This window comes from Nitrospirota bacterium, from assembly GCA_035516965.1.
Classification (GTDB): domain Bacteria; phylum Nitrospirota; class UBA9217; order UBA9217; family UBA9217; genus MHEA01.
The window spans coordinates 44574-69766 of the sequence record DATIZR010000120.1; the positions used below are offsets into that span (position 1 = coordinate 44574).

At 60.1% G+C, this 25193-nt stretch carries 23 protein-coding genes; all 23 read right to left on the minus strand.

The window, feature by feature from the left end:
- Positions 1–51: 51 nt before the first annotated feature.
- The 23 genes from VL197_17705 to VL197_17815 all read right to left on the minus strand — a co-directional run bounded on the left by VL197_17705 (position 52) and on the right by VL197_17815 (position 25167).
- Positions 52–1110 carry a beta-ketoacyl synthase N-terminal-like domain-containing protein gene (locus tag VL197_17705; protein ID HUJ19827.1) on the minus strand — a complete coding sequence of 353 codons (1059 nt, stop codon included), beginning with the start codon at positions 1108–1110 and terminating at the stop codon, positions 52–54.
- Positions 1107–2339: a beta-ketoacyl-[acyl-carrier-protein] synthase family protein gene (locus VL197_17710; protein HUJ19828.1), complete on the minus strand. Its 1233-nt coding sequence runs from the start codon at positions 2337–2339 to the stop codon at positions 1107–1109. Before VL197_17710 ends, VL197_17705 begins: the two co-directional genes overlap by 4 nt.
- A gap of 8 nt (positions 2340–2347) precedes the next feature.
- The gene (locus tag VL197_17715) at positions 2348–4111 is read right to left on the minus strand and encodes an alpha/beta fold hydrolase (protein HUJ19829.1); all 1764 of its coding nucleotides are present in this window, start codon (positions 4109–4111) and stop codon (positions 2348–2350) included.
- Between the two features lie 2 nt (positions 4112–4113).
- Entirely contained in the window at positions 4114–5337 is a 1224-nt protein-coding gene (locus VL197_17720; protein HUJ19830.1) for a glycosyltransferase, read from the minus strand.
- An 85-nt stretch (positions 5338–5422) separates the two neighbouring features.
- A complete protein-coding gene (locus VL197_17725) occupies positions 5423–6814 on the minus strand; it encodes a radical SAM protein (GenBank protein ID HUJ19831.1) in 1392 nt (463 codons plus the stop codon).
- A gap of 185 nt (positions 6815–6999) precedes the next feature.
- Positions 7000–7278 carry a phosphopantetheine-binding protein gene (locus VL197_17730; GenBank protein HUJ19832.1) on the minus strand — a complete coding sequence of 93 codons (279 nt, stop codon included), beginning with the start codon at positions 7276–7278 and terminating at the stop codon, positions 7000–7002.
- A gap of 84 nt (positions 7279–7362) precedes the next feature.
- Positions 7363–8262, minus strand: coding sequence for a lysophospholipid acyltransferase family protein (locus VL197_17735; protein HUJ19833.1), 900 nt, complete (start codon positions 8260–8262; stop codon positions 7363–7365).
- Complete coding sequence (locus tag VL197_17740; protein HUJ19834.1) at positions 8240–9439, minus strand: DUF2062 domain-containing protein; 1200 nt, start codon at positions 9437–9439, stop codon at positions 8240–8242. Before VL197_17740 ends, VL197_17735 begins: the two co-directional genes overlap by 23 nt.
- Positions 9426–10793: a lipid biosynthesis B12-binding/radical SAM protein gene (locus VL197_17745; GenBank protein HUJ19835.1), complete on the minus strand. Its 1368-nt coding sequence runs from the start codon at positions 10791–10793 to the stop codon at positions 9426–9428. The genes VL197_17740 and VL197_17745 overlap by 14 nt, the downstream gene beginning before the upstream one ends.
- Positions 10790–12061 carry a radical SAM protein gene (locus VL197_17750; GenBank protein HUJ19836.1) on the minus strand — a complete coding sequence of 424 codons (1272 nt, stop codon included), beginning with the start codon at positions 12059–12061 and terminating at the stop codon, positions 10790–10792. The genes VL197_17745 and VL197_17750 overlap by 4 nt, the downstream gene beginning before the upstream one ends.
- Positions 12058–12729 (minus strand): beta-ketoacyl synthase N-terminal-like domain-containing protein, encoded by a 672-nt coding sequence (locus VL197_17755; protein ID HUJ19837.1) that lies wholly within the window; start codon positions 12727–12729, stop codon positions 12058–12060. The genes VL197_17750 and VL197_17755 overlap by 4 nt, the downstream gene beginning before the upstream one ends.
- Before the next feature lie 51 nt (positions 12730–12780).
- A complete protein-coding gene (locus VL197_17760) occupies positions 12781–13902 on the minus strand; it encodes a beta-ketoacyl synthase N-terminal-like domain-containing protein (protein ID HUJ19838.1) in 1122 nt (373 codons plus the stop codon).
- Positions 13899–14384 carry an acyl-CoA thioesterase gene (locus VL197_17765; GenBank protein ID HUJ19839.1) on the minus strand — a complete coding sequence of 162 codons (486 nt, stop codon included), beginning with the start codon at positions 14382–14384 and terminating at the stop codon, positions 13899–13901. The genes VL197_17760 and VL197_17765 overlap by 4 nt, the downstream gene beginning before the upstream one ends.
- A gap of 9 nt (positions 14385–14393) precedes the next feature.
- On the minus strand, positions 14394–14765 hold the full coding sequence (locus tag VL197_17770; protein ID HUJ19840.1) for a hypothetical protein: 372 nt from the start codon (positions 14763–14765) through the stop codon (positions 14394–14396).
- Positions 14762–15430 (minus strand): hypothetical protein, encoded by a 669-nt coding sequence (locus VL197_17775; protein ID HUJ19841.1) that lies wholly within the window; start codon positions 15428–15430, stop codon positions 14762–14764. The genes VL197_17770 and VL197_17775 overlap by 4 nt, the downstream gene beginning before the upstream one ends.
- Complete coding sequence (locus tag VL197_17780; protein HUJ19842.1) at positions 15427–17817, minus strand: MMPL family transporter; 2391 nt, start codon at positions 17815–17817, stop codon at positions 15427–15429. The genes VL197_17775 and VL197_17780 overlap by 4 nt, the downstream gene beginning before the upstream one ends.
- Positions 17810–18487, minus strand: a complete 678-nt coding sequence (locus VL197_17785) for an outer membrane lipoprotein carrier protein LolA (GenBank protein HUJ19843.1) — start codon at positions 18485–18487, stop codon at positions 17810–17812. The genes VL197_17780 and VL197_17785 overlap by 8 nt, the downstream gene beginning before the upstream one ends.
- Positions 18487–19977, minus strand: coding sequence for a radical SAM protein (locus VL197_17790; GenBank protein ID HUJ19844.1), 1491 nt, complete (start codon positions 19975–19977; stop codon positions 18487–18489). Before VL197_17790 ends, VL197_17785 begins: the two co-directional genes overlap by 1 nt.
- Positions 19974–21284, minus strand: coding sequence for an AMP-binding protein (locus VL197_17795; GenBank protein ID HUJ19845.1), 1311 nt, complete (start codon positions 21282–21284; stop codon positions 19974–19976). Before VL197_17795 ends, VL197_17790 begins: the two co-directional genes overlap by 4 nt.
- A complete protein-coding gene (locus tag VL197_17800; protein HUJ19846.1) occupies positions 21281–22033 on the minus strand; it encodes a lysophospholipid acyltransferase family protein in 753 nt (250 codons plus the stop codon). Before VL197_17800 ends, VL197_17795 begins: the two co-directional genes overlap by 4 nt.
- Positions 22034–22036: 3 nt before the next feature.
- Complete coding sequence (locus tag VL197_17805; protein ID HUJ19847.1) at positions 22037–22303, minus strand: acyl carrier protein; 267 nt, start codon at positions 22301–22303, stop codon at positions 22037–22039.
- Positions 22304–22447: 144 nt separating this feature from the next.
- Positions 22448–23674: a beta-ketoacyl synthase N-terminal-like domain-containing protein gene (locus VL197_17810; GenBank protein HUJ19848.1), complete on the minus strand. Its 1227-nt coding sequence runs from the start codon at positions 23672–23674 to the stop codon at positions 22448–22450.
- Entirely contained in the window at positions 23665–25167 is a 1503-nt protein-coding gene (locus VL197_17815; protein HUJ19849.1) for an NAD(P)/FAD-dependent oxidoreductase, read from the minus strand. Before VL197_17815 ends, VL197_17810 begins: the two co-directional genes overlap by 10 nt.
- Between the last annotated feature and the right edge of the window lie 26 nt (positions 25168–25193).

Here is a 25193-nt window from a genome sequence, read left to right on the forward strand (position 1 = left end):
GGATCGAGGGACCGGCCCGCTCGCGCAGCAGCATGGTACGTGATGATTAGACTACGGTTTCATCAAATGAATCGTGCTTGATTCGTTTGCGCAATTATACCGGATGCATCGCATGAAATCAACAGAAGAATCAGCGTGTTCCTTCACAACAGGAAGGTTTTGCGCTCCGTCCAGAACGGGGTTTGCATAACAGAAACCGGCCTTGAGCATCAGGGCACCTGCAGCCATGGAGAATGCCGTCCCCGTCATCATGCTTCCGTAGAGCGGCGAGTAAGCGGCGATCCGGGCCCCTGGACTCGTTTCAAAGGCCTGCCACGTTACCTCTGACGTCATCCCGTCAATGTCGAGAATATTGAGACCTGAACCCTGTGGTGTGTTGGCGCTGGTTCCAAACTGTACGCCGGACACCCTGCAGTAAAACCTCTCATCCTCCTTGTTGCCGAGAAGGAAAAAAGCGGCCCCTTCACCGGGAACTGCTCCGGGTGACTTCTGGAAAGGCCTGATCTTCCCGTCGGCGGCCAGGGCAAGTCTGGAGTCCGCGATATACCCCAGAACGTCTCCGAATTGATCGATTGCGCCGACAAGAACGTGGTCCAGTCGCCCCTCATGAAGCCATGCGTCGGCAAGCTGCAGCGCCGACTGGAACGAAAAGAAGAACTGCGTCACGGTCAGCGTCGGGCCCTGTATCCCGAGTGCCGTAGAAATATAAGATGCCGCCGCGTTGTGCACCGAATTGGAAAAGGCCGTTGGGGAGACCGCCGCCTCGCCGAAGTCGAGGATGCCGTCCAGAAATTCAAAGGTCGTTCCATGGGCCCCCAAAGCCGTGGCCACGATCACGCCCAGCCTCCTGACCTCCTCAGGACGAAGTCCGCTGTCCGTCACCGCGTCCGTTGCCGCGAGCACCGCCATCTTGCTCAGCTTGTCCGCACGCCTCATTTTTTTGAGAACGCTCTTGTCCTGCACGTGCTCCAGGTCCACGGTATGGACCGGCACCTGCCTGTCCTTGATCGTCAAGCGCGCGGGTTCGCGCCATCCTTCGAGCAGGGCCTGTTGGAATGCATGGATCCCCCTGCCCCGCGAACAGAGAAGGCCAATGCCCTGTACGTTCATGGCGCTGACCTCCGTCCCATCACGATGGCAGCGTTGTTGCCCCCGAAGGCGAGCGACGTGGAAACGGCGTATTTGCCCGCGATGCGTGTTATTTCACGGACCGGCGCAAGGGGAATGTTCGGGTCCTGGTTCACGAACCCAGGGCTTGCCGGGATCCATCCCGCTCTCAGCCCCAGGGCGGTGAACACAGCCTCCAACCCGCCTGCTGCGCCGAGCGTGTGCCCTGTGAACCCCTTTGTCGAGAGCATGGCGAGCCCGGGACCGAACATCCTGGCAAGGAGCTTCCCCTCGGCCTGATCGTTATCCGGGGTCGCCGTCCCATGGGCGTTCACGAAGCTGACTGTCTCCGGCCCGACGTCCGCCTGTCGCAAGGCAGCGACCAGCGACGCCTCAAGGCCGACTCCCTCGGGATGGGGCGCCGTGAGATGGTAGGCGTCGGCGCATGCCCCAAACCCCGCAAGAAACAGGTCTGTCGAGACGCGGCGCCGTTTGGCGAACTCCCGCCGCTCGAGAACGACCACGCCCGCCCCTTCACCAAGATTCAGCCCCTTCCGGTCCCGGTCAAAGGGCGCGCACAGCTCCTTGCTCACGATGCCGAGCGATCCGAAACCGCAGTACGGGATGCGCGACAGCTCGTCCGCGCCGCCGGCTATGGCAATGTCGCACATGCCGCTCCGGAGCCATGACGAAGCCGCGCCGATCGCATCGGTGCCCGATGAACAGGCATTCACGACCGTGAGGCAGGGCCCGTTTGCCTTGACGGAGCGTGCGACGTACTCGGCCAGGTTCCCCTTCAAGTAACGGTCCACGGGCTCCATGGGCGCCGAGCCCGTCTCGCGATAGGAGCGATAGAATTCCAGATCGTTCAACTGGCTGGCCACGGTTGTGCCGAGACAGACGCCGACTCGATGCTTCGAAAGATCATGGCCGAGGCCGGACTCGCGCAATGCCTCATCCACGGCAACAAGGGCCAGGCTTATCGTCCTCAGTCCCTTCCGGCGAAATGCCTCGGGAATGCTTTTCACTTCGAACACCGGATACTCAAGCCGCGTTTCGAAGAGCGTTACAGGCCCGCCGTTTCGCCGGCCGTCCTTGAAGCACGTCAGCGTCTCAGGCACCGAAGAGCCGGCCGCGGAGATCGCGCCTAGTCCGGTGATAAGGATATCGTTGTTCTGCATAGGCCGGTTATTGTACACTCCCCTTTGTTCTTTGTCCATGGGTTTGGCCATCAAGGCCATCAGAAGCGCGGACAGGTCCTGCAGGCCTCGGGAGGGTCATCACCTGTCATCCGCTGACGATGGTCTCTGAACACATCTCCATTCCATATCGCGGAGAGGGGCTGGGCAAGGAGATTTCCCGCCTTGATGCCGGGTTGGCAATCGCACAGCGTTGCCTCGCCCTGGACATTGATGGGGATGGTCTGCCACGGCGAAGCGCACCAGGAGCGGCGTGATGACCGCATGTACAGCTGATCAGGAGGAAGCAGCAGGAACTTATTGTACCTCTTCCAGAGACCGAACTCCTCCAGCCCCCTCACGGAAAGAACGGGCAGGTTCTTCCGGAAAGCGCTGGATACGGCTGTCCGCAACATCGAGGCTGCATGTACGCTGCCGTTCTTCCAGAGCGTCCGCCCGATGTTTTCCCCGAAATTCAGGTCCGTCAGCATCATCACGTGAACGCCCAGGCCGGAGACGAGTTCCATGAGCAGGTCGAGCGAATCGATGGTTTCCGTCGAGACCGCGGAAAAGACGGCAATCGATATTTCCCTCGTGGAACGCGAGATATCGACGAACCGCCTTATGTTAGCAACCACTCGGGCAAGGTCCGTTCCGGGCCGTACCGCTGCGGCAAGGTCCTGAGTACCCGCGTCGATGCTGAATGCGATCGATTCGAGACCCGCGTCAAGAAGACTGCGAGAGAGCCCTTCGTCCAGGAGCATCGCGTTCGTCACCAGCGCTGTTCTTCTTCCCCGGGATGATGCCTCCCGGACAAGATCCGCCACCTGCGGATGCATCAGCGTTTCGCCGAGGCCAACCAGTGTTACCCGATACGCATGCGGAAGCAGGTCGAGTATGGCGGAGAAGACTCCTTTCGGCATGTCCCTGGGATCGACGCCCCTCAGGGTGCGGGCGCAATGGACGCAGCGCATGGTGCACCGTGTGGTGATCTCGATGTTAGCGATAACCGGCTCAGTCGGAACGATCGGACTGAGCCGGGACTGCTGACCGGCCGCGCTTTGTCCGCTGGGGCTCAGGGCAAGATGATGCGCGGAAAACGGCGACACGTCAAGAAAACGGCCCGCTTCGGGTTCGACGGACAGGATGCGTTCTAGTACGGCCCTATCCTCGCGCGACGGCACCCGCACGACATCATCGATGGCCCTCGCAACAAGATCAACAGCAAGCGTGCAGTTCGGACCCTGCAAGACATCGTGTCCCGCGCCGGGGACGGTCGCCGCACGAACGGGTCCCCGGAAGTAGTCACGCGACCAGTCTGCTGTATCGGCGCCAGGGACGAGCGCATCCCGCTCTCCCTGCAGGACAAATACCGGGAATGAACCCTTGAACCGGGATTTCCCGACTTTCTTGATCATTGAGACCATGGCCGCAACCGAGGTGAACGAAATCTGGCTCTTGCCTTTGCGGTGGTCCGACCATCGAGCGAAAGAGTTTGTGTCGATTTTTTTTGGAACGGAAGCAAGCACGAGCAGCAAGGGTTCTGCGCCCGTCTCCGCCAGCGCGTTCAGGGCAATGATGCCGCCGGTCGAGTGTCCGAAGAGCACGATGTCCAGGCCCCGCTGCTGGGCGTCTCTGACTGCTTCGACCACGGACCCGGTAAAGGACCTCATATCGAAGGCGGGCACCCCGCGCGATGCATGACCCGGAAGCCGCACGGTTCGCACGGAATCCAGTCCTTTGCGCCCGCGAAGCGCATCGGCAAGGAGGGTAAGGTCGTCCGGGGACCCCGAGTAACCGTGGACAAGAATAACAGTGGCGGGCACGACTAAGACTCCGTAAGAGCGGTCGCAAGGGCGGTCACGCCGCCGTAGCGCGCCAAGGTGGTCTGGGCCTGCAGAAGCTGTCCTGAAAGACCGGACTTCACCAGCAGGCTGCTGATCCTCACGTGGACCTCATCGTCAGACATCCGTTCGAGGGCCTCCATGTAGATCTGCGGATTTCCCTGAAAAGGCTGGGGTGGTATCAGCCGTAGACCGCACCCCATCCTCTCGAGACAGACGCCGCTGTGGGCCTGCTCGGGCTGAAACGGCATGACGATCACGGGGATCCGGTTCTGGAGCGATTCAAACACCGTAAGCTGTCCGCCGTGGGTGACCACGAGCGAGGCATGGGGCAGGATTGCTGCGAGCGGTGCAAAGGTCATGGAGACGACCCGGGGATCAGCAGGCACGCAGCCGAGGAATTCCTTCTGGCCGCCGCCTGCGAGCAGGACCGTATACCCTCTGTCGAGCAGCAGTTGGACGATCCGCAGCACGGGAGTGAAGGAGACTGTGCAGGTGCCGAAGGCGACGACTGCAAGCGGTTGTCCGCCCGCCAGCAGCAAGTCGATATCAACAGGGTCGGCAGGCCATCGGTTCCAGGAAATCGGACCGACGTGAAGGAGGTCCTTCCGCTGACGCAGCGGAGCGAACTCGGGAAAGTCCCAGAGAAAGGTGCGCTCCCCCAGCAGGCTGTTCCGGATGTCTCCGTTGCTCTTCGGCAGTCCGAAAGCAGTGATCGACGCTCCGAGCTTTGATCCGGCGTACCGGAAGAAGCCGTCGAGGATGATGCGCTGCATGTCGCGCCCGGGTTCGTCTTCCGCGAACCCGAGGACGTCCTCGGAAACCGGAGTCATGCAGCCGCAGATCAGGGAGTCAACGGGCACGCCCGCAATGGCCGCAGAGGCCTTGAGCGTGAACCGGAATACACCGAGCACGCGGTCCGGCCGGTATTCCCTCAGGAGAGAGACTTCGGCATGGATGCAGGCAGCAATCCTGCGGGGGTCCCGGAACCATTCCACGGAAGGGAAGCCCGAATCGTCATTTTCCTGGATATCAGGCAGAACGAAATGCTCGATCGAAAGACGCGTCAGGAACGCTGAATGTTTCCTGCTCACCGCTATCCGCGCTTCATGGCCTCTCTCGATGAGCGCCTCGCTCAGGGCGAGGCATTTCGCCACGTGGGAAAGCGCGTTGTTGCCCGGAACGAGGAGATATTTTTTTCGGTTCATGTAGGCTTCCGGATCTTGTTCAGGGCTTCTTTCTGTTCCCGTAAACGTAGCTGGGCTGGCTATCGTGTCTGACGGTCCCGGGCGATCACGATGTACCTGGACTCGTGAGCCGGGAAGAGGTTCCGCCCTCGGAATGTGGCGCCCGTATCAGATGATCCGATTCCTCGGTCAATACCGAGTCGATGATGTAGTCGCAAACGTCTTCCACGAAAAACGCGCCGTATTTCGATAAACGAACGAACCCATTCTCCTGCAGGAGACACCCAAAACCTCCGAGCTCCGAAAAGAGCCGGGAGAAGACATCCCGGGGGTCTGCGGCAAACCTGCCGTGAAACCGGCGGATATCGACGCCTTCAGCCAGCTGCAGGCTCAGCAAGAGCGTCCGGAACATCTGTTCCCGTCTGGTCAGGTCGATATATCTGCCGATCGGAAGCCCGCCTTTTCTGATGATGTTCGTATACGAGGAAAGCTCTTCATACTTATCATAGCAGATCGTTTTGGTATACGACCGCGCCCGCGAACCGAATGCGATGATCGGTATCTCTTTCAACCAGTAATAGCGATAGGGCCATTGCGCGTCATTCGTAAAACTGCCATTCTGCTCGTATCCGTTCGCGCTCATCCATTCCTGCGTCCTGAACACGATGTCAAAAAGAGTGTCATTGCTCACGACCAGGCCGGGGTGTTCTTTGTAGAGCTTGACGATCAAGGGGTTCACGATCTCGTGCCTGATATACTCGACCGAATCAGGACGGATTCCCTCAAGGATGGCCAGGTCAGCTTCCACACTGTCCATGGTCTGTCCGGGAAGTCCGGTCATCATGTCGATGTTGATCGATATCCCGGCATCCTGCACGGCCCTCACGACGTCTGCGACCTGTCCCCGGGTGTTCTTTCTGTTGCAGCGAGCGAGGATCTCCTGGTCAAAGGTCTGGCAACCGATACTGAGCCTGTTGATGCCGATATTCCGCAGTTCCCGTACCCGCTTTGCATCCGAGAGCGTGGCGGGATGCGCTTCCGACGTTACGTTGCACGCATGACTGAATCCGATGATAGAGGAAAGCTTTTCCAGTATACGGTTGATGTCGCGGCTGGGAAATGACGTGGGGGTTCCGCCGCCGAAATAGATGCATCGCGCCTTCTTGCCAGAGAATACTCCGCGGCCCGCCACCAATTCTATCTCTTTCAGCAAATTCTCCAGATAATCATCCTGGGCTTCCCTGCTCACGGGATGAGGGAAGGAATTGCAGAACAGACATTCGGAGAAACAGAACGGAAGGTGGACATAGAGCAAGAGCTCTTCTGCTACCAGGCTCTCTCTTACCCGCTCCAGAAAGCAGTCGGTCTGCGACGGGGCCAGTATCTTGAAGTGGTGAGGAATGAACAGGTCCGGCTGGCTCTTGGTGTAATCTACGGAGCCGTAGAAGAGTTTCTCTCGTATGATAGTCAGCGCTTCATTGTGTATCATACTTCCCATTTCTCGAACGCCTACATGGACTTCCCTTGAAGACGCTGATCGTGGTCGACCTTCTTGACCGGAGCATTCGCACAGGACAGCGAGCCCCGGCCCCGGGAGCGGCGCCACGAATCAGCTGAACGGGGACCCCTGTGTACATACCCCGGCGCGCTTTCCGGATCGTCGCACCCTTCTCCCGGAGCTCTTTACTTCTTGTTATCGTAGATGAAGTTGGCGATGGTATTGATGGAGTGGAATATCTCCTTGCCCTGATCCATGTTCTTGACTTCGACGCCGAAGTTCCGCTGCAGCAGCACGACGATCTCCACGGCGTCCAGAGAGTCGAGCCCGAGCCCTTCCCCGAAGAGAACCTCATCGTCCTTGATGTCCGCCGGTTTGACATCCTCGAGCGAAAGATCGCGGACGATCATTTCCTTGAGGTCCTTGCGGATTTGCACCAGTTCCTGTTCCTTTGCTTCTGCCATACTTTCTCTCCTTCTTCACCGGTTGAATGATCTCGTTTGACAACGCATGCAGCGGCTGCACATGCGGCCAGGCCAGCAGCACCGTCACTCATTGGAACGCCACATGTCGCGGAACACGAACCACTGGTATGGATAACGATCCGCGTAGTCTTCCAGGACGCGGGCATATTCCTGGACACAGGCCCTGATCTGTTCCTGCTTCTCCCTCGCTCTCCCGCGCGGCGGTTCGATCACGTGGGTGACGTCGGTCAGGTACTTCCTGCGCCCGACCTTCGCCGAGAGCAGTACGACTACGGGGCACTGGGCCGCGCCCGCGATCGTGAACGCTCCGTAGGGAAAGGAAACGGGTCCGCCCAGAAGCATGGCTTCCTGGGAACTGTACCCGTACGTCCGGTCCCCCATGATCGAAACAAGTTCGCCGCGGCTGATCGCCTTCATGGCTTCGACCACACCGCCCAGCGTGTCATCGGTGTGCAGGATGCGTATCGCACTCTGGTCCCGGTCGATGCCCAGCGACTCCCGGACCGCGGCGTTGTCCTCTGGCCGCATCAGCAGGTGGACGGTCTTTCCCAGCCTCCGCAGAACGGTCATGGCCACCTGCCAGTTTCCAACGTGGGCCGTCAGCAGGACCAGTCCCTTCTCGCCTGAAAGGAGGCCCTTCAGCCGTTCCAGGCCCTGGATGTCGATCTCGATGCTTGTTCCGCCGGCAATCACGTAATACCGGTCGAGGAGGCTTTTGCCCTGGCTGACGAACAGCAGGTAAACATCGAGCAGCCGCCGGAGCCGGCCGTGGCCCGGGAACCGGCGGTTCACATAAGCCAGGCTCGCCCTGACTGCAGGGCGGTCGAATGCCAGGTAGTAGAGCCCCACCAGGTACAGCAGGCCGTAGGCCCCGGCGAGTCCGGAGACGCGGACCGCCGTTCTGAAGAACCAGAACCCGATCCTGTTCCCCCGCTTCCGGTCAGTTGCCCTTGCCTGCGACATAGACGTACCTTGCCTTCCGGATCGCAAGCGCGGCAAAGAAGACGATCGCGCCGGTCAGGAGGGCGAGGAGCGGCGCGATGACCAGCGAACCGAGAAGCCATTCATAGAGCCGTGCGGAGAACTGCTCGAACACTGTCTGGAACGAGAGATCGGTGAGCCATTGCCCGTGGCGCATATAGTATCCGACCTCGATGCAGAGCGCCGGCACCACGGGCGGCATCGCGATATGCTGGACGTTCAGGGACACGATCTTGTTCAGGTTCAGCCGCAGGGACACGTAGAGGATGACGAGCGAATGCACGAACAGAAGCGGCAGGACCGCCAGAAAGACGCCAACTGCCGCGGACAGGGCAAGCCCCTCCGGAGTGGCGTTCTCCCTGATCAGCATCTTCAGCGCCTTCCCCGGGTGTCGCAGGAGGGAGAGGTTGAGTGCCGTTGCGGGCTTCACCAGTTTGTGATGCGGCACCGGCAGCAGTCGCCTGCCTACCAACATGGAATGGATGCCCGTGAGGCGAAGATTGTCCAGGAACGGCCGGAAGCTCGATACGCGCTCCCCGGGCTTCGGATAGCATACGGAGACGGGAACCGTTTTCAGCGTCAGTCCCGCCCAAGACGCCTTGGCAAGGACCTCGGCCTCGAAGTCGTAGCGGCTGCCCTTGAAGGTGAGCTGGTTCAGATAGCGGACCGGATAGGCGCGGAAGCCGCTCTGGCAATCATCAACCGTCACCCCGGTCTCCACCTTGAGCCAGAAGTTCGCGAAGGCCCTGCCGAACCTGCTCGAAGCCGGCACGTTCCCGGTATTGAAGTCCCGGGATCCGATGATGACGCTCCTGTCGTCCTCTTCGATTACCGGGAAAAACCGCCGGACATCGCTCGGGTCGTGCTGCCCATCAGCGTCGATGGTGATCATGAAGACGCCGCCGCGCTCCTCGATAGAGCGCGAGGCCGTGAGGATCGCCTGTCCTTTGCCGAGGTTCTTTTCGTGCTTCAGCATCACAACAGCAAGGCCGCCCAGCAGTGATGAGACGTCGGCATCCGTGCTGCCGTCGTCAACCACGATCACGTTTGAGAGCATGGCGAGGCATTGTTCCACGACGGTCCTGATGGTGGCCGCATTGTTATAGACCGGGACCGCGATCCAGACGCGGCCGTCCGTGGCGTGCTTACTTAGGTGCATGCCGCGCCCTCTCCTTGTTCTTCCCGGGAAGGAGCAGGTCCCACATCGGGCCCGTGTACCCGAGCTTGTGCAGGATCTGCAGGCTGTTGTCGTACGCGTCAGGCGGGAACACGCAGTGCCGCACACCTTCGAATGCCCTTGTCAGCCGTTCCTCAAGCTGCTTTTTGTCCACAGCGGGAGACAGATAGTAGACCGGATGGAGCATTCCTTCATCGGGCTTGATGAGGTTCTCCTTGACCGCGAGTCGGGCGAGCGGCGTGTCCGGGAGGATCCGGATCCCCATGAAGATGAACACGACGCATTTCTGCAGGGACAGGATGTTCCGAATGCCCTCCTCCACGGTCTCGGGCGTCTCGCCGGGCCCCCCGAACATAAAAAAGTGGGAAGTGGAGATTCCGTGGCGCGCGAACAGGTCATTGCATTCGATGACGTCCCGGAAGGTGAAGTTCTTGCCCATCTTCTTGAGCGTGGTGTCGCACGCGGCGTCGGCGCCTACTTCTGCAGCCGCGAAACCGGTCTTTTTCATGCGCTCCACGATCTCGTCGGTCAGCCCCCGGGGCTTGAAAAAACCCGTCCAGGGAATGGAGACGCTCCTGCGCTGCATCTCGTCGATCACCTCAAGGTAGGCACCCTCGTCATCATTGAAGACCGAGTCGACGAAGAAGAGGTATTTGGTCTTGAACCTGTCCCTGAGCAGCTCGATGTCGTCGACCACGGCCCGGGGCTCGCGCCGCCTGAGCTGCGAGCCTTCGAGCACGGGATAGGTGCAGTACACGCACTTATATGCGCAGCCGCGCTTCGTCTGAACGGACGCGATGTTGCCGCTGTGCAGATAGAACTCGAGCAGCCGTTCGTCGTACAGCGCCGACCCGATCCTGTCGCCGGCGATCCGCGCCGAGGGCCCGATGATAGGGTCGCGGGGATAGACACCCCGTGCCGCATTGTCCGCGAACTCGACGGCCAGGACCTCTCCCTCGCCGACGATGCCGTAATCCGCACCGGTCTCCTGCAGAATCAGCTCGGGGACCAGCGAGAAGCCGGCGCCGCCGAGCAACACCTTTGCGGTCGATACCTTTTTCACCGTGGACACGATGTTCTTCACGTTCTGGATATAGTACTGCTCGCTCACGAGGTTCACATTGTCGATGTTGCGGACCGAGATGCCGACGAGATCGGGCGCGTACTGCTTTACCTCGCTCCCGATGGCTTCGAGGGACGTCTTCTGCTGCAGAAAATCCGCCTGCAGGACCTCGTGGCCGGCATGGGTGAGGGCCGCCGCGATCATGCTCACGCCAAGCGGGTAGATCGGATAGGGAGACGTGGTCACATTCGCCGATATAAGAAGGATCTTCATCGCGAGGTCCCCGTTACCATGTCCTTTTGCCACTTCCGCCGCCGCAGACGCGCCCCCTGGTAGGTGCCGTCCGCCTTTTCCTTCTCGATGACCTTCAGGAACAGCTTCGCCATCCTGAGGTTCTGGCTGCTTTCCTGGTAAAAGGTGTCCCAGGCGTAGTAATAGAGGTCCTGAAGCCTGGACGGCGTCATCCTGGCCGGCTGATAGACCACCTTTCCTCCGGTGTAGTTCCGCCAGTCGTTCGACAGGATCCTTCCCTCCTTCGTCAGCGTTTCCCGGATCGGTGTGTGGGGGAACGGGGTCAGGATCGTGAACTCGGCAAGGTCGAGGTTGATCTCGAGCAGGAAATCCACAAGCCGCCTGATGTAGTCCTCGTCCTGTTCGTCGGTCCCCAGGATGATCGTGCCCTCGACGCCGATGCCCCGCTCCTGCAGCCGCTTGACGCGGTTCCGGATGTAATCCGACGTGTCGAAGATCGCCTGGTACACGTACCAGCAGCCTGCCTGCGCCGCGAGATCCAGGATCTCGTCATTGTCCTTGATGGGATGGCAGACCCACTTCTTCTTGAGCGGGATCAGCGCCCGGAAGAGGTCTTTCTCCCACTGGTCGTTCTGCGCCATGGAGTTGTCCACGAAGAAGAGCCGGTTGTTGTCGATGGCCGCGACCTCGCGCACGACGTCGTCGATCGGCCTCGGACGGAATTCACGTCCGCCGAGGAACGGCGTGCAGCACGGGAAACAGTTGAACCGGCAGCCGCGCGAGGCATGGATGAGGTCCACCATCTGGACGCCCCGGTAGTTGTACCGGTCGCGTTTGAGGATGTTCCGCCGGGCAGGGCCGACCAGCTTCATGTCCGGAAAATTCCACTGGTAGTCGTAGACCTTCCTGAGTTGTCCCCTCTTCAGGTCATCGATGACCTGGCCGAAACGGCCCTCTGCCTCGCCCAGGAACACGGCATCGGCGTGCGTCTTTGTCTCCTCGGCATGCAGCATGGTCCCGATGCCGCCGAAGATGACCGGAACGCCTCTGCTCCGATAGCGGTCGGCGATCTCCCACCCCCTGGGGATCTGGCAAGTAAGCATGCAGGAGATGGCGACGAAGTCGACGGGTTCGTCGAAATCGATGTTTTCCACGTGCTCGTCGATAAAGCCCAGTTCGCAGTCGTCCGGCACAGTCGACGCAAAACAGATCGGCCCGTGCGGGGGGAGGTGAAATTCCGTCTGCCGTTCCAGTTTCGGCCATTGGGGGTATATCAGTTTAATCTTCACGCGAAACCTTTCCTGCTGCTCACGAAAGAGAATTTCTGAATGATCCCCGTTACTTCCGGGGCTGACTGAACGATTGCCTGTGCAACGGGGAAACTGCAGAGATCGTCTGTTCGGCCGGTTCCCTCCGTTCCCATGACCAGAAAGAGCGCTTCTTCTTCCCCGGCCGTTCCGGCAATCATGAAGGAAGCCTCCCGGTTCTCGATCATTTCAGCGGCCAGGTCGAGGAGCGGTGCCAGGGAATGGCCGCGGTCCGCGACATAGAACAGGGGGCCGAGGAGTCCGAACTGGATGGCCGCCTCGCCGAGCGGGCTCGAGGGCAGCGTGTAGATAAAAAGGTTCCCCCGGGACAGCGTCCTGCCGCCTTTTATGTAGTCCCTGAAATAGTCCAGGTCCGTGCGGAGCGATCCTTCCCGACTCGTGCCGATGAGGCCGATGTCCCGTTTCTGCGGATCCTCGAACCCCGCGTCCCGGAGCGCGAGCGCCACGCCGGAGCATGCCATCCGCGAGAGGCGGTCGAAGCGTCCGAAGTTCTTGACGGGCCGGGGGAAAAGCTGGTCTCTCAACGAATCAGGGCCGGGTCCGCCGTCATAGATCGACCGCTCTTTCCGAACGATGCATCCGTACGCATCCTTCGTAAGCCAGCCTATGCCCTGTACGCTTATCGTCATGCTCGAATAATCTTCTTTGACATTAGTCAGCCTGGCGCATGAGAAGCCGTCTCATGCCAGTACGATCGCTGAATTGATGCCGCTGAACCCGGCATTCGTCACCAACGCATGCATACCCGTACTGACCGGTCTCAATCGGTCCGATACCCATCCCGCCGCATCATCGTCGGGTGTGGTCAGGTTCACCGTTGGGGGGACGATCCCTTCCCGCAGCGCCCGCAGCGCCATGATCATCTCGACCAGCCCGGCAGCCCCCATGGTATGACCGATGCCGCCTTTGATCGAGTATGCCGGGACTGCCGCGCCCGGGAAGACCTCCCGGAACGCCCGCATTTCCATGGCGTCGTTGTACACGGTCCCGGTGCCGTGGGCGCTGATGAACCCGATCTGTTCCCGGCCGACGCCGGCAGATGCCAATGCCTTTTTCAGGGCAAGGATCAGGCCTTCGCTCTCCCGCGACGGTCCGGTCATGTGATTGGCATCGTCGCTCAGTCCCCACCCGGCAATCTCGCCGAGCACCGGCATTCCCTCTCGCCGCGCCCGTTCCTCGCTCATGACAAGAGCGTATGCCGCGGCCTCGCCCACGCTCAAACCGGCCCTGCTCCGGTCAAAGGGCCTGGCCGGTGCCCGGTCGAGCGCCATGAGCGACGAGAAGCCGGAAAAAATGAATTCCGTCACGCTGTCGCAGGCAACAACGAGCACCGCATCAGCGCGGCCGTTTTTGATCAGAGAGGCGGCCCGCGCTGCAGCGGCAGAGGATGAAGTGCAGGCTGCCGACATAACCATGCCCCCGCCGCGCGCCCCGCAGAGGTCTTCGACCTTGGTCAGGAGCCGGTCCAGGGTGCTGTCTTCCGGGTCTCCCCGGCCTTCGAGAACGAACCGCTCCAGGAGATCGATCTCTCCCTTGGTCGAAGCAAGCAGCAGCCTCGCATCAGCGGGGATCGCAGTCCCAGCATCCCTGAAGAGCATCCGGAGCATCTGCAGGACGAGCGAGCCGTCCCCGTTGTACTGCAGGCCCTGGACAATCCCCGCGCAGCCGGACTGGAAGGCCTCAGTCCTGAAGCGGGTGACCTGACCGATAGCCGTCCTGTTGTCAGTGACGCCTCTCCAGCAGGTATCCACACCAAGGCCGTAGGAGGTTACCATATCATGCGCGACAATGACCGGTTTCATGGATGCTGGTGGAACTCTCCCGACTTCCATCTTTTCCTGACCCGCTCGATCAGTTCCGGAGATATGATGCAGGCCTCGCCGGTCCGGTGATCCGTAAAGAGCTGGACCGTGTAGCCACTGGTGGCCACCGTGCCATCCCCTTTGAGCAGCTGGAATTCGGTGTTCAGCTTCGCTCCTTCATGCCAGATCAGAGATGCCCTGATCGTGAACTCCTCGTCCAGGAAGATCGGCCGGTAGTAGTCGATATGGAGGTCCACAATGGGCGCGCGGAGGCCCGCTTCGAAGAAGTCCCTGTAGGACAGTCCACACCGTCTTCCAAGCTCCTCGGATGCTTCCTCGAAGTAGAGCGGGTACCTGCCGTGCCACGCGATCGCCATCGGGTCGGCCTCATTGAAGCGCACGCGACGTCTGATATCAACGACGATGGGAGCCGGCGCTCCGGCAATCCGCTCAAAATAGGTTGTCTTCCTCCGTGGTATCATCGTCTCGTCTCAGTCGGTGAAGGCGACCCGCAATTTCAGTTCCGCAATCTTGGTGTCTCCCCGCGTGATCATCGTCTTGAACGTGAATTCGCCTGCATCGAGGACGTCACTGCATGAGCAGGTGATCTCCTCGCCCGGGGCGACCGGCGCGAAGTATTTGGCAAGGACGACTTCCCGGAGCGCGGCATGCCGGTGCTTCGCCTGTTCCAGCGATGAGAGCGCGCATTGGATCTGGCATACACCGGGCAGGACCTTGTTGTCCGGGAAATGCCCCTGGAACCCGACGAAATCCGCGGGAAAGCGGAACCGGGACGTGACCGTCCGCTCCCGCGATTCCAAGGCGCTCATGCAGCGCACGATCTCAGCCTTCACCTTTGTCACTCGCGAATCTCCTTCTGCCGCACGATCAAGCGGTATCCGTTCCGGTAGTTCGAGAGAACAATGCCCATGGGATAGAGCCTGCCGTTCCTGCTCCGGTGCTCGTAATAAGATACCCTCCAGACAGCGCGGTGGTCTTCCCGGTACGTCTTGCTGGTCAGAGGCAGCCCCTCGCCGGAGAACTCATACTCCAGGGCCCCGTCGCCGGACCGCTGCCGGAACAGGATAGCCTGTCTCCTCTTCACCACACGTGCATCGAGCGAGGGTACGAGGTCCAGATAGATCCGCTTGATGTCCTCTGCGACCACTGACGCGATGTCCCCCTGTCGGGCCAGCGGTTCTATCATGTACTTGTGGGTCAGGCCGTTCCGGTCGCCTTCGAACTCTAAGATCTTGACGCCGAGGTAGTTCATGCAAACGACCTTGTATCGCCCGGCAGTGGTGTCTACATCGAGGTATCCGATCCCGGAAACGGAGAACCAATTATACTCAAAAACAATGGAGCTGAGCAAATGAAAATCATCGGGAACAGCTCTTCCGAACCGCTCCGCCACTGCCACAGGATCGGCATCGTCCACGGCGACTGGCGCCGCAGCGCGGAAGGGAACGGGCGAAGCGCAGCCAAACAGCAATCCCGCAAGAAGCGCCGCCGGAACAATCGTTTTCACAGCGCCTGCTCCCGGTTTGCCGGCGTCAGGATGCTGCACAGCGACGGGACGACAATGACCGAGGAGAGGTAGCCCGTTGTCATGCAGATCACCATGGCGATGCTCGTCGAGTAGAACGCTGGATGCTTGGCAAAGAGGAGGACTCCAGCCCCGATGATGTTCGTCGCGGCCGACAGCGTCACGGCGACTACCGTTCCGATCCTGAGGTTGTACCGGTACTCATAGGTCATGCCGAGGCCGTAATCCACGATGACGCCGGTCGTCACGATCGCGGCGACGATATTCACCACGTTCAGGGGTATCTTGAAGATCGCCATGAAACCGATGAGCCACGTCACGCCCGTGATGACCGGGACCAGGGAGATGAAGGCCTCCCGCCAATTCCGGAAGAAGAACCACGCCAGCACCACGTTGAACAGGAACGCGAGCGGTGCCAGGATCTTCGCTTCCCGGATCGTGAACGCCGATATGGAATCTGACAGCTTCCTGCCCGAAACGATGAAGGAGCCTGGATGGTCCCGTGCGATCGCGCTGAGAGCATCGACAGAGGACGGCTCGTCCGGAAAAAAGGAAAGGACCCTGCATGAATCGTCCCGGCGCACAACAAAGCGCTCCTGGATCCGCGCCACCATGCCGTTCGCATTATTATTTCCCGCGACCCGATGGCTGTACAGCCCGCTGAAAAAGGGAGCGAAGGCCCGGTCCGAAAAACCGTATTGCGCCGAGGCCCGGCTGATCATGATCCGGAGCTTCGCTTCCCTGCCGGTCCGCCAAAAACTGTCCCAGCGCTGCGCATTCTCCCGTCTGGTCCTTTCCGACGCCCAGAACATCCCGATGTTCGTGAAATTCTCCGGGCCGACCACCGCTGACGCTTCGCGGTACACGCGGTCATTCAGTTCCATCGCCTCTTCATAGGTCTTCGCCTGAACGACGAAGATCGCCTGGTTGCTCTTGCCTCCCCAGGTGTCGTGGAAGTTCTGCTCCGCCTTGAGGACCGACGGTTCGCTCCCGTCGAGTTTCTTCACGTCGCTGTCGAACTTAACCTGGAACGAGAATACGAGTGCCGCGGCGGTCAGGAGCGACCAGACGACAACGATCGTCCGGGCCGGCCAGCGGACCTTTTTCATCCGGTTGCCGATCGTCGGGTCCGACGCGAGGGAGTACCGGTCCCAGGACAGGACGAGAGGAAGGACCGCGAGGGAGAGCCCCAGGCAGAGAAGCACGCAGAGCATCGAGAACAGCGACAGCTGATGGTATCCCCGGATCACCGAGAAATAAAGCACGAAAAAGCTGAATACTGTGGTGATTGCGTCGATAGACACGAGCTTCGCGAGCTTCACCATCTGGGATGCGTCGGCTCCCCGCTTCATGGCTATGTAGACCAGAAGGCCGTAGTCGATCGAGATGCCGGCGATCGCCGTTCCGAACCCGATGACCAGGTAGGACAGCGTCCCCTCCGCAGCGCTCGTCAGGATGATCGACCAGAGTACAGCGATGATCGGGATGACGTAGACGAAGAAGACCCTCAGGTCACGAAAGACGACCAGGAAGAGAACCATGAACGCGATCGAAGCGATCGCCGATGCGGTCTTGATGTCGCGGGTGATCACTTTTTCATTGCTCACCGTATGCAGGTGGCCGCCGATGACATCCGCGGTAACACTCTCAGGCAAGCGCCCGAGCTCCCCTTCCAGCACCCGGAGGAGCTCTTTGCTCCGCTGGCTGTCCGTCATGGGAACAGAGGTCTGGGCGATCACCATCGCGTGGCGGCCGTCGCGGCTCACGAAGTGGCCGTCCTCGACGGCGACGTCGTAACCCATGGATGCGGGAAGGGCCTTTAGCTTTCCGTAGAGCAGCGACTTAATCCCGAGCGGGTCCGTTCGGGAGAAGGATGCCGTGAAGATGCTCTCGGGCCGGAAGGACTGGAGATAGATCTGCTTGAGTTTTGCGGCAACGGCCGGCGGCGTGATCTCGTGGTCCAGCGCCGCCAGTTCATCCCCCGTCAGAACTTGCGGCGCATACTGGAGCACCGAAAACTCATCCATCGCGTCGGCCACGGAGATGCCGGACATGACCTTGGTGAACAGCGGCGGCGTGAGCGCGGCGGACAGCTGGTCGACGGCGGAGAAGAGCTCTTTCTTTCCCTTTTCCGGGTCGTTCAATGCAAGAGAAATGATGATCTTGTCGGACAGGTTCGATTCGCGCAGGAACTGCAGGCTCCTCGTGACTTCCGGGTCAGGGGGGAGCATGAGGTCGATGTTTCCTTCGTAGCGGATTAGGGTCAGCCCGGCAACGGCTGCCGCCGTGAAACACGCGATGATCAGCAGGACAAGCCGCTTGTGCGCCCGCGAGAGCTCAAAAAGGCGCGAAAAAAAGCGATCACCCATGTCCTTTTACCTCGAAGCTGGAACTGTCCAGGGGAACGTTCAGGAGGGTGTTGAGGAAGATGATGGTCGTGACATCCCCGCTCACCTCCTTGATCCGTATCTGCTTGAGGTACTTCCCATCGTCCCGGAACGTGATCGTGATGCTTTTGATGACCTTCCTGGCCACGTTCTTCTCCTGCGGGACGAACTCGAGCACGAGGGGATCGTTCTGCACCTGCCGGATATCATTTACCGCGAGAAGCGACGAGTAGTCGCCGGAGAACCAGACCGTGATCTGGTTCAGCACATTCTGAAAGATTGGATTCTTCGCAAGAGATATTTCCTGCACCCTGTTCGTGTCCTCGTCCCACTGCCGTATGACCCTGTCCGTGATCAGGACCGAATAGCGTACCGGGGAATCGACATGCCAGGCGACCTTGTTCGGTTTTTGCAGATAGATCCGGCCTTTCATGACGAGCTTCTCCTTGAACATGGCCATCTCTTTTTCCTGCAAAAAATCCGTCTTCAGCGTGGAGAAGTCGGAAACCCTCTTCCCCAGCTCGGCCAGGAACACCGCCATGTCGGGTTGCCCCCCGGCAGGTTTCTCGGATGCAATCAGCGTCACGGGAAGGTTGACGAACACCAGGAGGAGGATCGGCGCACAAAACTTCATCAGTTTTCGCAGGAGCATTACTTGTTCACCGTTTCCACGCCGCTCTGATAGACCTTGACCTCGCCGCGGGCGACCAGTTCAGCGCCGTGGTGTATCTCGCCGTGCACGATCCCGAAATCGCCGTACTTCGCGGTCTTCACGACGGAGATGCGGAGTGTGTCGCCGGCCCTCGCGGACCCAAGGACCTCGAGCTTCTTGATGCCGAGCAGGAAACCTTCCGGCTGCGAGTCCCGGCTGCCGAGCTTGCGGAACCCCTCCTGCGCGGCGATCGCCTGGGAAATGATTTCCGGATAGGAGGCCTCGTCCAGGGTCCCGCTGCCGTTCATGAAGATAGAGTCAGCCTTCACGGTCATTTCCGAGACAGAGGCGCGCTCTTTCATCTCGATCAGCCGGTCGATCTGAAGCATCGGGGGCTTATGCGGCACGAGGAGGGCCGCGTCAACGGGGAGGTAGAGGATCTCCTCTTTTTTGTCCAGGTTCTTCCAGCAGAGCGGATCAGAGGCAAGATAATCACCGGTCAATTGATAGGCCGCACCGCGGCAGCCGTAACACTCGTTCAGGTGTTCGCAGGAACCGCAGGGACCCTTGATCATGTGCCGGTAACGCTTCAGGTCCTGGACGACCTCGCTATCCCCCAGGATGTCCTTGAGCTTTTTTTCCCGCACATTGCCGATCGGGATCGTGACACCCACGCAGGGCTGTACGTTGCCTTCGGAGCTGACGGCGCAGGAGAACTGGTGCCTGAGGCAGACCCCGCCCACGAGCGGCGGCCTGGGGTCCCAGTGATTCCCGTACTTCCTGCGGTCGAGCTCGGCGATCTTGTGAAAAAACTCTTCCGCCTGGCTGGTGGTGATGTCGAGGGCGGCATTGTCCTTTGCCCCGCCCTGGGGCGTGATCATCTCGAAATAGGGCGCGATGTTCTGGTCCCGCAGCCATTCCCACAGCCGGGGAAGCTCTTCGATGTTCTGCTGACAGATGATGGTGCTGACGCCCATGAACCGGTCTTCCGACGGATAGCCGGCCTTCTTCAGATTGTTGAAGGCGTCACGGATCTGCGTGTAGGCTCCCTTTTTCCCGGACAGCGTGTCCTGCAGTTTTTCATCGAAGGTGTTCATCTTGAGCACGACCCTCACCTTCAGGTCATAGAGCGTGGCGGCCATGTCCGGCGTGATGCCCGTCCCGTTCGTGAACAGCTCGATCTCCAGGGAAAGGCCCCGGATGAACCGGATCATCTCCAAAATGGGGGGATAGAGCATGGGCTCGCCGCCGAGCACGATGATCTTGCGCGCTCCCAGGTCCTTTGCCTGGGTGATGACCTCCTGGAACTGTTCCTTCGTGAGCTCGTTCCGCTTCCGGCCGTTCTCGAAGGCATAGCAGTAGACGCAGCGGAAATTGCAGACGCTGTTGAACTCGATTTCCATCGACAGCAGCCTGCCGTTTTGGACCGCTTCTGCGATTTCTGCGGCGGAGAATTCCGCCGCGTAGATGCGTGTCTGACAAGTATTCATGGGCTCTTTCTCTTATCGACGAACCTGGTTAATTTCCGGGCATTCCCGGTGTAGACCTGTTTTCGCACTTCATCCTCGCTCGTGACGATCACTTCCGGCCTGACCCGCAGATGGACCTGGAGCCTGTCCATGATCATCGCGGCAGTGCAGTCCTTGTCCTTCACCGCCACCGTGACCGTGATCCTGTCGGAAAGGTCGTAGTCGCTCGTCGCCGTAACGTAGTATTCGCTGACTCCCGGGAAAGAATCGAGGACAGCATAGAGCGAGTTCGGGTAGAGCGTCGTCCCCCGGAACTTGATCATCTGCTTCTTTCTGCCAAGGATGGGACCGAGCCGGGGCGAGAACCTTCCGCAGGAGCATGGCTCGCCGGTCAGGAAACTGACATCGCCCGTCCGGAACCTGAACAGCGGCATTCCTTCAATCTGGAGCGGAGTGACCACGACCTCGCCCGTCTCGCCCGCGGGAAGGACCTTCCCCTGTTCGTCCACGATCTCGACGACGGCGAGGTCCGGATGCAGGTGGCCGCCCCGCTGCGCCGTGCACTCGCAGAAGGACGTGATCGTCTCGGACGATGCGTAGGTCGAATAGATCTTCCCGCCCCAGACCGCTTCCAGGCTCTCTCCCAGTTTCAGGAACGACAGGCTCCGGTCCCTGACCGGCTCCCCGATGCAGATCAGCTTCGATACGCCCAGGCTGCGAGGATCGATGTCCAGGGTCTCAATGAATCTCCCCAGTTTCAGCAGGAACGTCGGGACGCCGACGATTGCCGTCGGCTTCAGCCGCTGCATCATCTCGAGATGGCTCTCGACGCTGTTCAGGCCGTTCCTGATGGCGGCGGCCCCCAGACTCCGCACGCCGGAGAAATAGGCCAGGCCGGCGATGAAGCACCGGTCAAGCGTGCAGGTCAAGAGGACCACATCATCCCTGCTCAGGCCGCAGCTGACGAAAGAGATCTCCTCGTTATAGGCAAGGCGCCGGAGATCGTTCTCGGTGTACATCATCACCGTGGGCCTGCCGGTCGTACCCGAGGACAGGACGACGTCCACGATCTCCGCCCGGGGCGCGGCGAGAAAATCGTCGTTATGCTGTCCCAGCGCTGACTTGTCGGTCAGCGGGAATTCGCGAAGGCTCTCGAGGCTGATGCTCCGGACATCGGCCCAGCGATCCTGAAAGAGCCGCCGGTAGTAGGGCGAATGATCGGCCAGGTAATGCACATGCCGCCGCAGCAGCGACTCCTGCACCTTCCTGATCTCCTCCGGCCTGAGGAACTCGAGCTTTCGGTTCCGGTCGAATTCGATCGCGCTCATAGGCGGTTCTCCATGGCGGCAAGCTCCCTGTCGATGATGCGCCAGACCCTGTTCTTGAACGCGAAGGCGTTCAGGTCCTTGTATTCATCCCACGGGATGGCCGGCAGCCTGCGTACCCTTATGGTCCCCGGCCTCATGAGGAGCGAGCCTTTGGGAGGGATATTCTCGTTGCCCGAGATGCAGAGAGGTACCACCGAAGCCTTCGATGCCAGCGCCAGCCGGAAGGCCGCTCCGTGAAAGCTCCCCATCTTAAGGCTCGCCGACCGCGTCCCCTCGGGGAAGAAGATGATAGACACACCCTCGTTCAGCAATCTTGTCGCCTTCTCCGTGAACTGCCCGGGGGACATCAGCCTGATGTTCAGATACCCCGAGAACTTCGCGTACAGTCCCAGAACAGGTATGCGGAACGGCCATACGTTCACGATCTGGATGCACTCGTGAGGCAGCACGCACATGAGGAATGCATCCGATGCCGACCGGTGGTTGCTCACGAATATGTACGGCTCTCCGGGGCCGTTCCCGGAATAATCCTCAAACTGGAGCCTGATGAAGGGGTACGGGATCGCCGTGATCAGCCTCCCGTACAAGCTGATAGCCCGCCGAAACCGCTTCATCGTCTGCCGGTGCGACTGGAAGAGCCTCGTTACCGCTACGAACAACGTCAATGCCGGGATCCCGATCGCAGAGAGCAAAAGGAACAACGTATAAAAATACAGGTTCAGAAGATGCAGCTTCAATCGATCCGGCATCGGTTATGAGCTCTTGACGCCTTCCCCGCCCTTGAGGGAAGCAATGAACACATAGATGTCCTGGAGCGTCCGTATGTCCCGCACCCGTTCCTCGTTCCGGATCTTGACGCCGAAGGCGTTCTGGAGCGCGACGATCAGATCGACGATATCGAGACTGTCGAGCCCGAGGTCGGTGAAGATATGGGCCCCCGGAACCAGCCGCTCCTTCTCGATCTCAAAGGATTCCACAAACACGTTGTTCGTCCTGTCGATGATCTCCTGATCTGTCATGCAATCCTCCGTTCGCCAAATCCCGAATCATGAATTCCGCAATTCCGCATAATACGGAATACCCAAAGCCACGGTCGCAATTCTCCATCGTTTTGAATTTGATGCCTGGAGAGTATTGACGATGTGGTGCCTACTCTCCGGCGTTTATATTTTCCTGCACACCAGCGCCGCGTTTATACCTCCGAAGGCGAACCCGTTCTTCAACACGGTTCTCACGTCCTTTCGCAGCGGTTTCGTGACGTGATCGATTCCTTCGCAGTCGGAGGCCACGTTCTCCAGATTCAGCGTCGGGTAGATGACTCCGCGCTGCATCATCGACAGGGACGCTGCCAGCTCGATGGCGCCTGACGCGCCCAGCGTATGCCCGATGTAGCCCTTCAGACTGCTGACCGGTACGGTCTTGCCGAAGATATCGCGGATGGCCTCCGCCTCTTCCTGGTCGCCCTGAAGGGTGGCGGTCGCATGGGCGTTGATGTAATCGATATCCCCGGCCCCGGTACCGGCATCGCGCATCGCCTGGCGCATGCAGGACACCATGGACTCCCGGTTCGACTGGCTCACATGCAGACCGTTTGCGGTCGTGCTGAAGCCTATGATCTCGGCATAGATCCTGGCGTTCCGCCTGACCGCCCGGTCGTAATCCTCGAGGACGAGTATCCCGCTCCCCTCTCCGCAGACCAGCCCGTCACGGTCCCGGTCGAAGGGACGGGGCGTCCTCGCAGGAGCGTCATTGTACTTCGAGGACGTGGCGAACAGGATGTCAAAGGACCCGGTCACCGTGGGATGCAACTCCTCGGCTCCTCCGCAGAGCAGGACGTCCTGGCGGCCGAGCCGTATCAGGTCATATCCGACGCCCAGGGCATGCAGCGCCGACGCGCAGGCAGCGGCGGGCGCCATGATCATGCCGTTCAATCCCAGGTACTGCGCCACGTTGACCGCGGCGGTATGGGACATGCAGTGAAAGAACATGGTCGAGTTGAGCCTGCTCAGGTCCCTGTCCGGGAGCATGATCTCGAAGGCGTCGTTGATGCTCTTCGCGCTTCCCATCGTGGACCCGATGACGCACCCGGCCCTCCAGGGGTCCTCGGCGGCCAGATCGAGACCGGCATCCGCAACCGCTTCATCGGCAGCCCGGGCCGCAAAAATACTCATGCGCCCCATGGACCGTCGCTTCTGGCGCGGGATGCGCTTTTCGTCCTGCATCTCGGCCGGAGCGCCGACCAGGCTGTGGAGGCCGATGTATTGTTCCCACCCCTCCATGCGGCGTATGGCACTGCGGCCCTCCTCGATCCCCTGCATCAGGGCAGGCACGCCGTTGCCCAGAGGCGATACCGCGCCAATGCCGGTTATGGCCACGCGTTTCAATGACATGATGCCTTGCTCAGAAGTCTTCCGTACCGTTCCTTGCCCACGAGAGCGCGGCCGACGATCAGGGAGGACATCATCCCGCCTATGATCCCGGGCAGCAGTGCGCTCTGCCCCGCTGCATACAGATTGTGGAGCGGCAGTTTTCCGATCAGGTTGAACTGTCCCATCTTCTGCTTCACACCGTAGGCACTTCCGTCCGGGTTGTTCAGATATTCCTTGAAGGTGAGCATGGACCCGGCATCCACGATCTGGAGCGACTCGCGATACGCGGGAAAGACGCGGAAGATGTGCTCCTGGATCGCTTCGACGCGCTTCCTTTTGTAATCCAGATACGCGGGGGGCCTCGATCCCCTGCGGGAACCGCTCCAGCCCGCGACCTGTTCCACGAACGAAGGTTCGAGGATGCAGATTCCCTTGCCCGCGCTTCCCTCGGCTAGGTCAGGCGACTTGATGATGACCAGGGCCGGCATCCCCTCGTAGGCGGGATCCAGCAGATTGTTGACGTCCGGATCCGGGAACAGAGAGACGATCGACGCCTCGGGATTAGGGTCCCTGCTTCCGGGCTTGTGCATGGCAAATACCGAGAAGAAGCCTGCCGACGGTTCGAACGACGATACGCGGTTCCCAAACGCCTTGCTGAAATGCTTCTCGGGAAGCAGTTTCAGAATATCTTTGGGATGGATCGTGAAGACGCAGGAGTCGGCCGCGACCTCTTCACCGGTATTCAGCACGAAGCGTCCGACCTTGTTGCCCCGGATGTCCTCCAGTCCGGTGATGAACGTCCCGCAGCGGATATCCACGTCATATTCCCGGAACTTCTCCCGGAAGGCGGCCACAAAGGCATCTCCGCCGTTCTTTACGCAGGCGATGGACTCGTAAAAATTGAGGACCATCCTGCTGTGGTTCGCGAAGGAGATCTCGCTTGGCCTCACCCCGTAGCACATCGCATACCCCGACAACAGGCCCCGCAAAAGCGCGTTCCCGGTCAGGCCCCTCAGAACGGCATCGAGCGAAACAAAATCCTCATCGAGGTTCGCCAGGGCGATTTCATTTTCATGGATATTCAGCGAGGGCGTGCGGCTGCAGACCGAAAGAACCATCTCAAAATAGCGGTCGACGGCGACTCTTTCGGCCGGGAAATAGCCCTTGAGCTGTTTTTTGATGTTCTCGACGCCGCTCGGGAGCTCGAACCCCTTGTCTTCCGATTCAAAGATGAAGTGATTTCTGCAAGCCTCGGAAAGAAAGATCGGCTCGATGGAACCGCGGATGCCGAGAAACGAAAGGATATCGGACAGGATTCCTCCCTCCTGGAGCCCGCCTGTGAAGTGGAATCCCGTATCGAACGCAATGCCCCGCTTGACGAAGCGGGACAGGGAGCCGCCGATGTGCATGCCTTTTTCGAGCAGGAGGACCTTCTTCCCGCTCATGGCAAGAAGAAGCGTCATCGTGAGCCCGCTGATGCCGCTTCCCACCACAATATGATCGTACCGGTTCATAAACGCCTGCAACCCCGACTTCCTTC

Bases quoted from the DNA above. Each gene is read 5' to 3' on its own strand.
- VL197_17705 (HUJ19827.1), bottom strand. From the start codon at position 1,110: ATGAACGTACAGGGCATTGGCCTTCTCTGTTCGCGGGGCAGGGGGATC.
- VL197_17710 (HUJ19828.1), bottom strand. From the start codon at position 2,339: ATGGCCAAACCCATGGACAAAGAACAAAGGGGAGTGTACAATAACCGG.
- VL197_17720 (HUJ19830.1), bottom strand. From the start codon at position 5,337: ATGAACCGAAAAAAATATCTCCTCGTTCCGGGCAACAACGCGCTTTCC.
- VL197_17725 (HUJ19831.1), bottom strand. From the start codon at position 6,814: ATGGGAAGTATGATACACAATGAAGCGCTGACTATCATACGAGAGAAA.
- VL197_17730 (HUJ19832.1), bottom strand. From the start codon at position 7,278: ATGGCAGAAGCAAAGGAACAGGAACTGGTGCAAATCCGCAAGGACCTC.
- VL197_17735 (HUJ19833.1), bottom strand. From the start codon at position 8,262: ATGTCGCAGGCAAGGGCAACTGACCGGAAGCGGGGGAACAGGATCGGG.
- VL197_17740 (HUJ19834.1), bottom strand. From the start codon at position 9,439: ATGCACCTAAGTAAGCACGCCACGGACGGCCGCGTCTGGATCGCGGTC.
- VL197_17745 (HUJ19835.1), bottom strand. From the start codon at position 10,793: ATGAAGATCCTTCTTATATCGGCGAATGTGACCACGTCTCCCTATCCG.
- VL197_17755 (HUJ19837.1), bottom strand. From the start codon at position 12,729: ATGACGATAAGCGTACAGGGCATAGGCTGGCTTACGAAGGATGCGTAC.
- VL197_17760 (HUJ19838.1), bottom strand. From the start codon at position 13,902: ATGAAACCGGTCATTGTCGCGCATGATATGGTAACCTCCTACGGCCTT.
- VL197_17765 (HUJ19839.1), bottom strand. From the start codon at position 14,384: ATGATACCACGGAGGAAGACAACCTATTTTGAGCGGATTGCCGGAGCG.
- VL197_17780 (HUJ19842.1), bottom strand. From the start codon at position 17,817: ATGGGTGATCGCTTTTTTTCGCGCCTTTTTGAGCTCTCGCGGGCGCAC.
- VL197_17785 (HUJ19843.1), bottom strand. From the start codon at position 18,487: ATGCTCCTGCGAAAACTGATGAAGTTTTGTGCGCCGATCCTCCTCCTG.
- VL197_17790 (HUJ19844.1), bottom strand. From the start codon at position 19,977: ATGAATACTTGTCAGACACGCATCTACGCGGCGGAATTCTCCGCCGCA.
- VL197_17795 (HUJ19845.1), bottom strand. From the start codon at position 21,284: ATGAGCGCGATCGAATTCGACCGGAACCGAAAGCTCGAGTTCCTCAGG.
- VL197_17800 (HUJ19846.1), bottom strand. From the start codon at position 22,033: ATGCCGGATCGATTGAAGCTGCATCTTCTGAACCTGTATTTTTATACG.
- VL197_17805 (HUJ19847.1), bottom strand. From the start codon at position 22,303: ATGACAGATCAGGAGATCATCGACAGGACGAACAACGTGTTTGTGGAA.
- VL197_17810 (HUJ19848.1), bottom strand. From the start codon at position 23,674: ATGTCATTGAAACGCGTGGCCATAACCGGCATTGGCGCGGTATCGCCT.
- VL197_17815 (HUJ19849.1), bottom strand. From the start codon at position 25,167: ATGAACCGGTACGATCATATTGTGGTGGGAAGCGGCATCAGCGGGCTC.